The organism is Porifericola rhodea, from assembly GCF_030506305.1.
GTDB classification, from domain to species: Bacteria; Bacteroidota; Bacteroidia; order Cytophagales; family Cyclobacteriaceae; genus Catalinimonas; species Catalinimonas rhodea.
The window spans coordinates 4,133,641-4,147,960 of record NZ_CP119421.1 but is presented as its reverse complement, the minus strand read 5'-3'; the positions used below and the strand labels follow the sequence as shown (position 1 = coordinate 4,147,960).

Sequence of the window (14,320 nt, the reverse complement as noted above, 5' to 3'; positions counted from 1 at the left end):
TTGCAAAACAATTGATTTTAACTTGACCGTTCATACATTTTTTTTAATCTGTTGCCTCTGTGCACACTTATGGAAGACTTATATAAAAAATTAATAGATACTATTCCTGTATTTTTTTTCTTATGGGATAGCAAAAAGCGGGAAACCGTATTTATCAGCGAAAAATTCTATAACCACCGCGCCAAAAAGTATTTCAGCCCCGATACCCCTAAAGAAAACCTTCGCCAGTATATACATGAGGACAGTCTGGAGGCATATGATCAGTTTTTTGCCTCTTTGTCCGTAGATAATACCAACCATGAGGAGATTGAACTAAAAGCTGCCGATAATTTACCGGAAATTGCCTGGATGAAGCTGAACACCTACCCGGTAACTCAGGGTAATGACACTACCAAGTTTGTGGCCGGCCATATTAGTGACATTACTTTTAGTAAGCAGAACCATGAAGTGCTGAGAGAGCAGGTAGATAGCCTGGATACAGTCACTTTTATGCTTGCACACGAGCTCAGTGCCCCTATTGCCAACATTATGGGGTTGGCAGAGCTGCTCAAGGCTAAGGTTGGAGAGAACGATCAGAAAAATTACCTCAACCTTTACGATACAATCTATAATTTTGGCGGTGAGGTACTTACCGTAGCCAGAGGTTTAATCAGTCTGATAGAGTTGCAGGCACAACAGCAGGAGCTGAAGCTTGCCCCCTGTGAGCTAAAAGCCTTGCTTGAGGAGTTGGTAGAAGAATTTTATTTTAAAACCGATAGCTCTTCCAGCAATCTGACATTTGAAGGCCTGAATGACTCCTTAAAAGCCAATCTACATAGCGAGAAGTTTACCCGCGCGATAGAAGAGCTGCTTACCTATTTACTTAAGTTTAGCAAGCATGAGCAAAAGATCAGAATTAAAGCTGAACAAACAAAAGGAGATAACAATGTATTGCTGTTAATAACTGCAGAACAGCTTCAACTGCCCGCCAAACAGATCAGTTCAGTACTTGATAGAGCTACCCGCCTTAACATGATAGATGTTAGAGGTACTCAAGTCAGAGGAATGCTGGAACTGGTTATCGCAAAAGAGATTGTTGAGTTGCATCACGGTAAACTCAACCTCTTTAATGAGAATGGCAAACAGGGTTTCGCTATTATTTTGCCCAAACTGGAACAGGAAGTAATTGCCTCACAAAAGAAAGAGACTTAGTAGCAATCCCTTCTCTTTTTTGTTAAGTTGAGGTAGCCATAGCTCAGTAAAACAGCTATAGTTTTTACTAAGTGAACAACAAATTTGGTGCATATGCTACGCTACCTCAGCTTGCTAAGTCTACTTCTCTCCTCCTCCGGGCTTAGTGCTCAGCATTTCAATGCTAACAAGATGGATAGTCTGCTTTCCCTAATTGAGCAAAAGCATAAAAGTATGGGTAGTGTATCTATACTCAGGCAAGGTGAAGAAGTGTACCAGCGCAGCATAGGATATGCTAACTATAATGAGGGTATTAAAGCTGATGATGGTACCGTTTATAGAATCGGCTCTATCTCCAAGACCTTCACGGCAGTAATTATCATGCAAATGATAGAGGAAGGTAAGCTTTCTCTGGATACCAAGCTTGCCCACTACTTTCCCCAGCTCCCTAATGCCGACAAAATTAGTATAGAACACATGCTTAGGCATCGCAGTGGCTTGTATAACTTCACCAATAAGCCTGATGTCTTCAACAAATTAAAGGGAGAGGTAAGTAAGGAGCAATTTATAAGCATATTCACCGAGAATGGTGTAGAGTTTGAACCTGATGAGAAGACTGCTTACTCCAATACTAATTTTGTATTGCTTAGTTTGATTGCCGAAGAAGAAGATGATATGGCATTTGAGCAGATTTTGCACGAAAGAATCGCTATGCCACTGCAATTTAAAGACACCTATATCGCCAGTCCGCACAGACCCGCGCAAAGAGAAGCTTTTTCTTACTATAGAAAAGACGACTGGATACAGTCAAGTCAGTCAAACCTCAGCATAGCGAAGGGTGCCGGGGCCATAAGCTCTACTCCCGAAGACGTTAACCGTTTTCTAACTGCTCTATTCACTTATCAAATACTGGACTCTGCAACAGTAGCACAAATGACCCGCCTGAAAGATAATTTTGGCCTTGGGCTGATGCTTATTCCCTTCTATGAACGCTATGCCTACGGACATGCTGGAAGAATAGATGCCTTTAGCACATCTTCTGCCTACTTTGAAGAAGATAGCGTGGCTATATCTTATTTTGCCAATGCATCCGTGATGGATGTGAATAGTATTATGATCGGCATCCTTAGTATTTACTTTGACAAAGCTTATGAGATGCCCACTTTCAGACCTAACATCACTTTAAGTGAGGCTATACTGGATCAGTACACCGGTACTTATAGTAGTCCGGCCTTTCCGCTAAAGCTTAAGATGTGGAGAGAAGGTAATACACTTATGGGGCAGGCCAGTGGACAGCCTTCTTTTCCACTGGAAGCGATTGAAGAGCGGGTTTTCCAATTTGAGCAGGCCGGAATAATACTGGAGTTTGAGCCTGAGAAAAAGCTGATGGTGCTAAAGCAGGCTGGTGGAGCGTATCAGCTCAGCCGCGAAGAATAGTTGACCGAGCATCTGTACAAATGTACACACACGAACAGCTGCTGTTCACTTTAGAACACTTGGGATGGCACACCAAAACCACAATTTGCTATTTATCAATAAGTTAAGTTTTTGGTCAGGCTTTTGAACTTGGGTAAGTAAAGAATATAAATGAGAACCTTTATCGCATTTGTGCTTTGGTGCATCTTACTGGTGATCTGTTGGCCTATAGCCCTGGTCATGTTAATTCTGTTTCCTCTGATCTGGCTTATTTTACTGCCATTCAGAATTGTAGGCTTAAGCTTAGATGTCATTTTTAGCTTTATTAAGGCGGTATTATTATTCCCATTTCGTATCCTGAAAACACATTAACCCATAAAACGAGAGTTACGCTTTTGCATAAGAGTTAAGAGGCTATAAAATTGCCAGTACCTGGCAGTAAAAAACGACCTAAGCATTAGCGGAAGTTTACTTTTTTATGCATAGACAATCAATTAATTAAGCAGGCTTTATTTCTTCTACAATTTAGTAAGTAATGAAAGAAACACGATTAGGCGATTTTGAAGAAGTCATTCTTTTGCTGGCAGGTATACTCGCTCAGGAGGCTTACGCCCTACATATAGCAGAAGAATTTGAGTCACAGACCGGAAGAGCGGTGTCTATAGGCGCGGTACACTCTACGCTGAGCCGTATGGAGGATAAAGGCTTCCTGAAGTCGGAAATGGGGAACGCAACGGCAGAAAGAGGTGGCAGAAGAAAGAGAATCTATAGCATTACAGCGTATGGCCAGCAGGTATTAAAGGACTCACGAGACTTTAAGCTCTCGCTTTGGAAGCAATACCCGGCATTAACCCCAGACTTTTTGAGTTTCGGCTAAATAAACAGAAAACAAACGCTTGAAAGACACCAATACGATAAGGCCACCTGCACTTGCTAAACGATTTCTGCATGCTTTTTTGAGAGAAGAGCTGGCAGAAGAAGTAGAAGGCGATCTGGAAGAAAAATTCTTACAGCTTGTGGAGGAAAAGTCCGTCTATAAAGCAAAAATTAACTATTGGTATCAGGTCATACACTATCTGAGACCTTTTGCTATCAAAAAAAACACATACACTAACCCAAATTCTTTCGCCATGTTTGACAATTACTTTAAAGTAGGCTGGAGAAACCTAAGTAAGCATAAACTTTACTCCTCTATTAAGATTGGTGGACTGGCTCTGAGTATTGCCTCCTGCCTGCTCATTGCTCTTTTTATTCAGCACGAGCTAAGTTATGACCAGCATTACCCTGATGTAGACAGGATTTACCGGGTGGTTGGGGCTTCTTATGAAGAGGAAGTAAGAAAAGGCACAAGTTTTCCTGCTCCCCTTGCTGATGCCCTCAGAGCTGACTTTCCTCAGATAGAAAAAGCAGGCCGCATATTGCCTAACGAACTTTTTGGTGCCGGTAACAAAGAGATAAGGCTGGAGGGAAAAGTGGAAAACTACTTTGAACAGGGCTTTGTATTTGCCGATCAGGAATTATTGGAGATCCTACAGCCCGAGATTGTATATGGCGAACTTAAAACCGCCTTGAGCGAGCCCAAAAGTATCGCTATTTCCAGAAGCAAATCAGAAAAGTACTTTGGTAAAGAAAATCCGGTCGGGCAAATCCTTGTTCTAGATAATGACGAGGATGAAGCCTACACTATCAGGGCTGTATTTGAAGACTTTCCTGACAATTCTCACCTTCATTTTGACTTCCTGATGACCATGAGCGGCCTTGAATTTTATCCTGGTGAGCAAACGAACTGGAATGCCAGCAATTATGATAACTATATTCTTATACAAGCGCACGTAAACGCCGATAGTCTGGCCGATAAGCTCACAAAAGGGATTATTGATAAGTATGTTTTGCCGGAGATGCGTAAAGCCAACCTCAAAAATGCGGAAGAGTTTGCCAAAACCTTAAGAATAGAGCTACAACCCATTCAGGATATTCACTTACACTCTTCCGGAATTAGAGACGGCCTGCAACATGGAGATATTCGCTTTGTATGGCTGTTTGGTATTATCGCCATCTTTATTCTGATCATTGCCTGTATCAATTTTATCAATTTATCTACCGCAAAGTCTGCAAACAGAGCTAAAGAAGTAGGTCTTCGTAAGGTGGTAGGCTCCTTACGCAAGCATCTGGTACGACAGTTTCTTACCGAGTCAGTTCTTTTTAGTCTGATAGGGTTTGTAATCGCAATTTTTATTGCCGTACTCCTTATGCCGTACTTTAATTCTTTATCTGGCAAGGATTTAAGTATTCCGTGGTTTGAGTGGAGGCTGTACCCTCTACTTATTGCCCTGGCTATATTTATAGGAATACTGGCAGGTATCTATCCTTCCTTTTATTTGTCTAGTTTCAGGCCCATACAGGTGCTAAAGGGCAGTCTGAGCAGAGGGAGTAAAAGCTCTAAAATGCGCAGCACGCTGGTGGTTGTACAATTTACCATTTCTATTGTGCTTATTATCAGCACAGTGACGATTTACCGGCAGATGAACTTCATTCTTAATAAAGAGCTGGGTTTTGACAAAGAGCAGGTACTAGTCATTCAAGGTACAGGTACATTAGGAGAGCAAATACAAACTTTTAAGAAAGAACTGGAAAGCCTACCTCAGGTACAGCGAGCATCTATCAGTGATTATCTGCCGGTAGATGGCTTTAAAATGAACAGTAATGGCTTCTGGAAAGAGGGAAAAGTAAATATTGATAAACCCGTGTACAGCCAGATTTGGAGAGTAGATCATGACTATATAGAAACCCTGGGAATGAAAGTATTAGAAGGCAGAGATTTTACAGAAACGCTTCCTTCTGACTCCCAAAAAGTAATTGTTAACGAAGAGATGATAAAGCAGCTGGAACTAGAGCAGCCTCTCGGAGCTACTATCACCAACTCCGGACAGGCTTGGGAAGTGATAGGCATCGTAGAAGATTTTCATTTTGAATCCTTCAAAGGTAGTATACGTCCTTTATGCCTGGTATTGGGCAACAGCCCAACAGTAGTTTCTGTAAAAGTGGCGGGAAGTGAGATGCAAAAGGCTATTGCAGGCATTTCGGATGTCTGGCTTAAGTTTTCTCCACATCAGGACCTGCGATACACTTTTCTGGATGACAGCTTCGCGATGATGTATGATGATGTACTTCGTATGGGTAAAATCTTTACTTCTTTTGCGGTACTGGCGATTATTATTGCTTGTCTGGGTCTGTTTGCGCTCTCTGCTTTTATGGTGGAACAACGCACCAAAGAAATTAGCATCCGCCTGGTGCTGGGTGCCTCACTCAACAATATTTTCCGCATACTCACCCAGAACTTTTTGCTTCTTATTGTGATCTCCCTGCTGATTGCCAGCCCAATAGCCTGGTATTTGATGCAACGCTGGCTCGCAGATTATGAGTACCGAATCACAATTAGTTGGGATGTGTTTGTAATGGCCGGAATTGTTGCCCTACTCATTGCAGTATTTACTATCAGTTATCAGTCTTTAAAAGCTGCGCTGATAAACCCGGTTAATAAATTACGAACAGAATAATTTGCCAGCTCTTTCTTTAATGTAAAATTGAGGAAAGAGCTGTACTTCTATCTTTGCCTTAGCTTAAGGTATTTCCACCGTTCACAGAAATTTTTTGTCCGGTAATAAATTTGGCATCATCTGAAGCAAGAAAACTAACCATGGCAGCTACATCGTCGGCTTCACCCATACGTTGCAGTGGCACTTTCTCTCGGTAGGCCTGTTTGTTTTCTTCTGGTTCGCTGGCATGCATATCAGTTGGTATCCAGCCGGGAGCAACCAGGTTGACCGTAATATTGTGAGGCGCCAGTTCATTGGCCCAAGAACGAGTAAGCCCCAGCTGAGCCCCTTTAGCAGCTACATAATTGCTAAAGTTGGGGATTCCCTGTTCAAACACCTCTGATCCAATGTGGATAATTCTACCCCTGCCCATTTGTTTCATGCCCTTTACCAGCTCCTGCGTAAGCAACAACGGACTTTTCACGAAGTAATCTATCATCTCCAGCATATACTCCCACTTCATATCTTCAATAGAATAGTGGTGATGATTAGAGGTAGCATTTAATACAAGAATATCTACAGCGCCAAACTTAGTTTGTATTTGTTGGCATAAACTGCTGACCTGTTTCTTATCCGTAACATCTGCCTAAAAAATCTCAGCCACACCTCCTTTTGCCGTAATGTCATTTTTAACTTGCTGCGCACGACCTTCATTACGATGATAGTTAATGGCTACTTTGGCACCATGAGCTGCTAGTTTTTTTGCTATTGCAGCGCCCAAACCACGAGAAGAGCCTGATACCAGGGCTACGTTGTGGGATAAAGAGTTTGACATAAGATGGTAGGTTGTTGAGTAAAGACTATGAACATAAGGAGAATATCATAAGCCATCAAGATTTGGGATATTAAAGATTTGTAGGTCAAACATCAGGGTAAGTCTACTGTTGAAAAGGTGATAACATATTTTTTCAACTACAATAAATCTCATGGACTCAGACTCATTTGCCAAAAAAGTGCTAATAGCCGTTGGCATTACACTAGCATGTGTGCTAGTACTAATTTTTATAGGTACAATATTTAATGTACTGCTCATTGTTATAGCTGCTGTTTTAGTAGCTGTGTTTTTTGATGGTATGGCCAGGGCTATTCATCATCGCACCTCAATTTCTATTTCCTGGAGTCGGGTTATGGCCGTCTTTGGCTTCTTGATAGTAGCTGGGGTAATCTGTTTTGCCTTAGCTCCTTATATGAGTAGCCAGGCCGAACAGCTAAGAACACAGTTACCCTCTTCCGTTAAGGAAGTAAAGCAAAAAGTACAGCAACTACCGATGGGAGAAGAAGTTCTGAAGTATGCTGAACAACAGGACTTTAAAAATAAACTTGGGCAAAATACTAAAAAGTTTTTCTCTGCTGTATTTGGGGTATTTGGAGCGCTGGCAGATGTCTATATTATTCTTTTTATGGGCTTTCTTATACTCGCCAGTCCTCAGATTTATGTAGATGGTATTATCCACCTTGTTCCTAAAGAAAAGCGAAAGCGAGCCAGAGAAGTTATGCAGACTCTCGGGCAAACTCTTAGAAGCTGGCTTACTGGCAAACTCCTATCCATGTTGATTGTAGCTGTATTTACCTGGATTGGCTTATGGATTATAGGTATACCTCTGGCCCTGATTTTAGGTATTACTGCCGGCATACTTGCTTTTGTACCCAACTTTGGTCCTCTTATCGCTTTGGTATTGGGCGTTATGATAGCGGCTACGCAGGGTACTGATAAGATGCTCTGGACCGCGGCGGTTTATATTATTGCTCAGGTGGTAGAAAGCAATTTCCTTACTCCTATGATTCAAAGGCATCAGGTGTCGTTGCCTATGGCTATGATTTTACTGGCTCAACTCGTTCTAGGAGTGTATACTGGTGCACTTGGTCTTATACTGGCTACCCCCCTATTTGCTATTGTAATGGTACTGATCAAGATGCTATATGTAGAAGATATTTTGGGTGATCATGAAAGCTTACTGGCCCCTGAAAAGAAAGTGCGGCAACAGCAATCTTCTCATTAAGCTCAATATGAAAACAACATAAATACCTGGCAATCAGCAACAGTTAATAGAGAAAGGAAGAACATACTGATCTAAAACTGAAAGCTTAGTAGAGTACAACTTCCTTGCTACGCAGCGAATTGTGTACTGTAAGCCAGGCCTGAGCATACTTATGCGCCCTAACTCAAGGTCTACTTATGGTGTTTATAATTGTTATAATGCTGAGGGTATATATCAGCCATAACTGTATCGCATAAAGTTTAGGCTAACATTATCGTACCTGCTGGGTTAAACAATGGTCCGCGCTTCACGCTAAATAATTTACACAATATTAACAGAAAAGCTTATGATGAAGGCCATGATTATTAAGGAGGCTGGTGGCTCTTTTGAGTCTATTGAAAGAGATATACCCAAGCCTAAGGAATATGAAGTACTGATAAAGGTGCAAGCCTGCGGTATATGCCACAGTGATATGTTTGTAAAAGAAGGTGCTTTTCCAGGCATAGAATATCCTCGTATTCCCGGTCATGAGGTGATAGGCACAATTGAAGAAATTGGAGGAAATGTATCACCCTGGGAAAAAGGACAACGCGTAGGGGTGGGCTGGCATGGTGGTCACTGCTTTACATGTGATCCTTGTCGCAAGGGCGACTTTATCAATTGCCAAAATGCTCAGATCGCAGGCATATCATATGATGGCGGGTATGCAACCCATATGCTCGCACCACAGGAAGCACTCGCTCGTATACCGGACTCTCTAAGTTCTGAGGAGGCTGCGCCTATTCTTTGCGCAGGTATTACAGTATTTAACGCAATGCGGAATGCCGATATTTTTGCCGGAGACCTGGTAGCCGTACAGGGTTTGGGAGGACTTGGACATCTCGCTATCCAATACGCTGCCAAAATGGGTATGCATACCGTAGCAATATCTTCCAGCGATGATAAAAAAGAACTGGCTCATCAATTAGGAGCTCATGAGTTTATCAATGGCAAAGCAGAAAATGCTGCTGAAGCCTTACAAAAGATGGGTGGTGCCAAGCTGATTCTTGCTACAGCACCCAACAGCAAACTTATTTCTTCGGTAGTAGCTGGCCTGGGACCTAATGGTCAGCTTCTGATTGTAGGGGCCGATACCGATCCTATGCAGATTAGTCCTCTCCAACTGATTACAGGCAAAAAGACAGTATCTGGCTGGTCTAGTGGTACTGCCAAAGACTCTGAAGAGACCTTAAAATTTAGTGCGCTCACCAAAAGTATTCCTATGATTGAAAAATATCCATTGGAAAAGGCCGCCGAGGCTTATGAGCGTATGATCAATAATGAAGCGCGTTTTAGAGTAGTGCTAACGGTTAACTAAAGCATGATAAGCTACTCTCTTTTATTAACACTCCAGGCTAATAGCAAAAGTAAAAAAAGCCTCTTCCTTTAGACAGGAGAGGCTTTTTTATGTTAGTCAATTAGTAAAGCATTAGTTGTTCTTTCTTTTTTCAACAACATCCAGATAAGCATTTAAAAACTTATCGTCATTCTCTTTACTATCGCCATAGTATTGACGTAACTCCTCTAGTTTGGCATGCATCATTTCCTGTACTTCTGCATACTCAGGATCATCGTAAACACTATTCATCTCATGCGGATCTTTTTCCAGATCGTACAATTCCCATTCGTCTATATCGTAATAAAAATGGATAAGCTTGTAGCGATCGGTCGCCACGCCATGATGACGTTTCACCATATGCACAGAAGGATATTCGTAATACGTATAATAAACCGCGTCTCTCCATTCATCGGTTTCTCCACCTACCAGCTTTCTGAAAGATTCGCCCTGCATTTCTTCAGGAATCTCAATACCTGCATAGTCAAGGAAAGTAGGTGCAAGGTCCAGATTTTGTACCAGCTTGTCTATTTTGGTACCGGCCTTTATTTCTTTCGGATAACGAACTAACAAAGGGGTACGGAAGGACTGCTCATACATAAATCGCTTATCAAACCAACCATGTTCGCCCAGGTAAAAACCCTGATCTGAGGTATAAACTACAATTGTATTATCCAGCAGGTCATTTTCTTCCAGATAATCCATTACTTCGCCTACTCCATCGTCTACCGACTTAATGGTTCTCAAATAGTCTTTGATATAGCGATTGTACTTCCAGATAGCTACTTCCTTCTCTTTTTCTTTAGAGTTTTTAAAGTCCAGCTCCCCATTTTGGGCATAAGTCTGCTTAAAAGCCTCATTTTTAGGATCATAGGCTTCTTTCCACATCTTTAACTGCTCAGGAGTAAAGCGCTTCAGGTCACGGGCAAAGCCGGTACTATCACCATTAGGATCTACTACCATCTTAAAGTCATGACCCCAGAAAGCATGACCATCAATTTCCATCTCCTGCTCTTTGGCTGCTCTTCCTCTACCGGCATAGTTGGTCTCGTCATCAAAATAGGTAAGAGGGGGCTCAAAGGTTTTGTCATCGTAAAGGGTCAAGTATTTAGGTGCTGGTTTCCAGTTACGATGAGGAGCCTTCTGGTGGTACATCATCAAGAAGGGCTTATCTTTATCGCGACCCTCTTTTAACCATTTAAGAGCCTCATTAGTAGTTATTTCGGTAACATATCCTTCAAACCTTTTACGCTCACCATTCACTAAAAAGTCCGGGTTGTAGTAATGCCCCTGACCAGGAAGTACCATAGAGTAGTCAAAACCCTGAGGCAGCCCATCCAGATGAATTTTACCAATTAGTGCGGTTTGATAACCATTGGCCTGAAGCAACTTAGGAAAACTTTCTTGATCCCAGTTGAAAGGCTGTACATTATCTACTTTACCATTGACAAAGCTATGCTTACCTGTTAAGAGTACTGCACGGCTGGGAGCACAAATGGAGTTGGTTACGGTTGAGCGAGTAAACAATGCTCCTTCATTAGCAATTCTATCAATATTTGGCGTTTCGTTGAGGTTGTGACCATAGGCACTGATAGCCTGATAAGCATGGTCGTCGCTCATAATAAATAGAATGTTGGGCGGCTTCTCGTCTTGTGTTTGCTCCTGCTCTCCACCACCACAGGCAGAAAGTAATGCGATAACTGCCAGGCTGAGTAGTACAAAATAACTGTTTGGTTTAATCATATTTGTGAGTTTAAAATTGACTGATATGTCCTGCTGCCCTGATGTTGGGGCCTTCAATATTGTGAAGCTCATCTCCCAGATCTTCACGAGCCTGAGTTGCTAATTTTTGCAACTCCTTAACAATTTCTGGGTAGTATGATTGTACATCGTAGCGCTCCCCCGGGTCGCGACGAAGATCGTAAAGTGCCATTTCGGTTTGCACATGGTCTATAGAGCCGAATACTCCACCTTTACCGGGTTCCTGAGCTACGTAGGTACGATGCGTATGCGGTAGTACTAGCTTCCAGTGGTCTCTACGAACGGCTTCCAATGCATTTCTTTGGTAATAATAGTAAAAAACTTCACGGGGTTTAGCACCTGCTTCTCCTTTCATGAGGGGAAGAATACTTACCCCATCAATCTTTTTATCTGGCAGTTCTACTTGCAATATTTCGGCAATTGTAGGAAAGAAATCTATGGTTGCAGCCAGCTTGTTGCATACTTGCCCTGCCTTGATCTGGCGAGGCCATTTCATAATACAGGGTACGCGTACACCTCCTTCAAAGCTGGTTCCTTTTCCCTCTCTGAGCCCGGCAGTAGAACCGGCATGTTCACCAAAATTTAGCCAGGGACCATTATCGGAAGTAAAAATAAGCAGTGTATTCTCGGTAAGACCGTTTTGTTCCAGCGCTTTTACTATTTCTCCTACCGACCAGTCTATTTCCATGATTACATCTCCGTACAAGCCCTGAGCACTTTTCCCTTTAAACTTGTCCGATACGGCCAACGGCACATGGGGCATAGAATGAGGAACACAGAGAAAAAAAGGCTTCTCTTTGTTCTTATGGATAAACTCTACGGCTTTTTTTGTATAGATAGTGGTCAATTCTGCCTGATCGTCTAGGTCTTGAAGCTCTTTGTACACCGTATCGCCAGCCATGAGCGGAAGTTCCGGGTAGCTGGCTTTGCGGGCATGAGTTTCTTCAGTGGCTAACTTCATGTCGTAATTCCACTTCCACATATCGTTAGAGTATGGAACTCCCACATATTCATCAAAGCCCTGTCGCGTTGGCAGAAAGGGTTTAAGGTGACCCAGATGCCATTTGCCATACATAGCGGTACTATAATCAGCTGCGCGTTTTACAAGTTCGGCAAGCGTTTCTTCATCGGGGTGCAAGCCTTTTTTGGCATGTGGGTTCAGCGCACCTCCCATGCTTAGGCGGTTTGCATAGCAGCCAGTAAGAATGGATGCACGTGATGCTGAACATACAGCCTGTGTGACTTCAAAATTGGTAAAGCGCATGCCTTCAGCTGCCAGTTGATCCAGATGTGGAGTCTCAAATTCAAGTGCACCATAAGTACCCAGATCTCCATATCCTAAATCATCCGCATAAATTAAAACAATATTAGGCAGATCTTGTGTTGAGCGCTTCTTTTGAGCATGAGCATGTAAAGAGCAAACACAAAAAATGCTAATTAAAAAGTAATACAGTAAGATAGGCATTTGTATATTTAGCTTATAAAAGAAAGCCTGTACTATGACAAGCTTTCTCAAATATAATTATTTATTAATATCCGGGATTTTGGTCCAGTTCTGCATTTAAGTCTACTTCTCTTTGCGGAATAGGCATCAAAATCATGTAATCCTGTATATTCTGCGCTATTTCCACCTTATTACTTTCAGCTACTGAGGCTTCATAAGCAGCATGCTCTTTCATACGCTCAATAAACCTACCGGTACGTACCAGATCAAACCAGCGATGACCTTCCATTGCCAGTTCCAGGCGACGCTCCAGCCATACAGCCGTACGAAACTCATCTGCTGATAAGTTACTATAGTTGTAATCTGTAGAGTTAAAAGCCCTTTCCCGAACTCGGTTAAGATACTCAAGAGCCTTATCAGTCTGCCCTACTTCATTAAGCGCCTCCGCATACATTAGCAAGGCATCGGCATAGCGTATTATATGCATATTGGCATCACTATTATTAGGGTTGCTTTCTCCTTCCTCCCAGTACTTCGTAAAGATTGGAATGGTAGAAGTATGCACAGAACCATCCGTCAAACTTACAAAATCTGTTGTAAATGTTGCAGCTTTACGCTCATCAGCATCAGAAAAACGATCATATAAATCACGGGTGGGAATGTCTGCCTCGTTGGAGTTGGTAAGCCCAAGCACGCTAAAGCCACCAGGTAGTGAATATTTAGGGCCCTGCAAAATCATGGCGGAATTACCGTTTCCGGGAGGGTCCATAAACTCTATGGCAAATACCATCTCCAGTCCGTTTTCCGTAGCCGGCTCCCAGTTATCGCCATAGTTATCATGCAGACCATAGCCGTAAGCTCCTTCATTTTCCACCACTTCGGCCAGCTTATCTGCTGCTTTCTGGTATTCATGCATGGTCAGGTAAACTTTGCCCAATAATATTTTGGCTGCGCCACGGGTAGCTCTTCCCATATCTTTGTCACTGTATGTTATGGGTAATGCTGCCTCTGCATCATTTAAGTCCTGTATAATCTGGTTGTATACCTCTGCTTTGGGGGTACGTGCGCCCAGTGCATCTTCTACCGTCTCCAGCTTTAGCAAAAGTGGCACATCTCCGTAAAAACGCACCAGGTTAAAATAGTATAGTGCCCTCAGAAATTTTGTTTCGCCTACCAGACGGTTTTTTATCTCCTCATCCATATTGATGTTCGGAATGTTGAGAATAGCAGTATTGGCTCGTGCTATCCCTGAGTAGTTGTATTGCCACATCTGTCGTGTAAACTGGTTCTCTGACGTATGGCGTAGAAACTCCAGGTTTTGCAAATACTGATTGGGCATTCCCAGCCCATTTTTCTCATCATCTGCGGGCAGAGCATTCAGTAAAAATATGTAACGCTCATAGATGCTATACAACTGCTGATACACTGCTGCTACGGCAGCCTCAGCATCTGTTCTACTGCTGTAGAAGTTGTCTATAACAAAGCGGTCTTCAGGCTTTTCTTCCAGAAAGTCATCTGTACAGGATGGCAGTAGGTTGAAACCAATATATATAATTAGGGATAAATATATCTTTTTCAT

General features: G+C 42.4%; 9 protein-coding genes and 1 pseudogene. 6 read left to right on the top strand and 4 right to left on the bottom strand.

What is annotated here, in order from left to right:
- Positions 1 to 69 precede the first annotated feature (69 nt).
- From PZB74_RS17035 to PZB74_RS17020, 4 genes are all read left to right on the top strand, one after another.
- Positions 70 to 1,191: an ATP-binding protein gene (locus tag PZB74_RS17035; protein WP_302238301.1), complete on the top strand. Its 1,122-nt coding sequence runs from the start codon at positions 70 to 72 to the stop codon at positions 1,189 to 1,191.
- 93 nt (positions 1,192 to 1,284) lie between these two features.
- The gene (locus tag PZB74_RS17030; protein ID WP_302238299.1) at positions 1,285 to 2,607 is read left to right on the top strand and encodes a serine hydrolase domain-containing protein; all 1,323 of its coding nucleotides are present in this window, start codon (positions 1,285 to 1,287) and stop codon (positions 2,605 to 2,607) included.
- A gap of 514 nt (positions 2,608 to 3,121) precedes the next feature.
- Positions 3,122 to 3,463 (top strand): PadR family transcriptional regulator, encoded by a 342-nt coding sequence (locus tag PZB74_RS17025; protein ID WP_302238296.1) that lies wholly within the window; start codon positions 3,122 to 3,124, stop codon positions 3,461 to 3,463.
- 19 nt (positions 3,464 to 3,482) lie between these two features.
- On the top strand, positions 3,483 to 6,143 hold the full coding sequence (locus PZB74_RS17020; RefSeq protein WP_302238294.1) for an ABC transporter permease: 2,661 nt from the start codon (positions 3,483 to 3,485) through the stop codon (positions 6,141 to 6,143).
- Positions 6,144 to 6,201: 58 nt separating this feature from the next.
- Here the strand turns inward: PZB74_RS17020 and PZB74_RS17015 are convergent.
- A pseudogene (locus tag PZB74_RS17015) lies at positions 6,202 to 6,957 on the bottom strand (SDR family NAD(P)-dependent oxidoreductase).
- A 151-nt stretch (positions 6,958 to 7,108) separates the two neighbouring features.
- Here PZB74_RS17015 and PZB74_RS17010 point away from each other — a divergent pair.
- Both PZB74_RS17010 and PZB74_RS17005 read left to right on the top strand, forming a co-directional pair.
- Positions 7,109 to 8,182 (top strand): AI-2E family transporter, encoded by a 1,074-nt coding sequence (locus PZB74_RS17010; protein WP_302238292.1) that lies wholly within the window; start codon positions 7,109 to 7,111, stop codon positions 8,180 to 8,182.
- Between the two features lie 325 nt (positions 8,183 to 8,507).
- Positions 8,508 to 9,518, top strand: coding sequence for an alcohol dehydrogenase (locus PZB74_RS17005; protein ID WP_302238289.1), 1,011 nt, complete (start codon positions 8,508 to 8,510; stop codon positions 9,516 to 9,518).
- Positions 9,519 to 9,629: 111 nt separating this feature from the next.
- Here the strand turns inward: PZB74_RS17005 and PZB74_RS17000 are convergent, their stop codons facing one another.
- From PZB74_RS17000 to PZB74_RS16990, 3 genes are all read right to left on the bottom strand, one after another.
- Positions 9,630 to 11,279, bottom strand: a complete 1,650-nt coding sequence (locus PZB74_RS17000; RefSeq protein ID WP_302238287.1) for a sulfatase family protein — start codon at positions 11,277 to 11,279, stop codon at positions 9,630 to 9,632.
- Positions 11,280 to 11,289: 10 nt separating this feature from the next.
- On the bottom strand, positions 11,290 to 12,762 hold the full coding sequence (locus tag PZB74_RS16995; protein ID WP_302238285.1) for a sulfatase family protein: 1,473 nt from the start codon (positions 12,760 to 12,762) through the stop codon (positions 11,290 to 11,292).
- A gap of 64 nt (positions 12,763 to 12,826) precedes the next feature.
- Positions 12,827 to 14,320, bottom strand: coding sequence for a RagB/SusD family nutrient uptake outer membrane protein (locus tag PZB74_RS16990; protein WP_302238282.1), 1,494 nt, complete (start codon positions 14,318 to 14,320; stop codon positions 12,827 to 12,829).

Excerpts from the sequence above, each read along its gene's own strand:
- PZB74_RS17035 (WP_302238301.1), top strand. The coding sequence starts at position 70 with ATGGAAGACTTATATAAAAAATTAATAGATACTATTCCTGTATTTTTT.
- PZB74_RS17030 (WP_302238299.1), top strand. The coding sequence starts at position 1,285 with ATGCTACGCTACCTCAGCTTGCTAAGTCTACTTCTCTCCTCCTCCGGG.
- PZB74_RS17025 (WP_302238296.1), top strand. The coding sequence starts at position 3,122 with ATGAAAGAAACACGATTAGGCGATTTTGAAGAAGTCATTCTTTTGCTG.
- PZB74_RS17010 (WP_302238292.1), top strand. The coding sequence starts at position 7,109 with ATGGACTCAGACTCATTTGCCAAAAAAGTGCTAATAGCCGTTGGCATT.
- PZB74_RS17005 (WP_302238289.1), top strand. The coding sequence starts at position 8,508 with ATGATGAAGGCCATGATTATTAAGGAGGCTGGTGGCTCTTTTGAGTCT.
- PZB74_RS17000 (WP_302238287.1), bottom strand. The coding sequence starts at position 11,279 with ATGATTAAACCAAACAGTTATTTTGTACTACTCAGCCTGGCAGTTATC.
- PZB74_RS16995 (WP_302238285.1), bottom strand. The coding sequence starts at position 12,762 with ATGCCTATCTTACTGTATTACTTTTTAATTAGCATTTTTTGTGTTTGC.
- PZB74_RS16990 (WP_302238282.1), bottom strand. The coding sequence starts at position 14,320 with ATGAAAAAGATATATTTATCCCTAATTATATATATTGGTTTCAACCTA.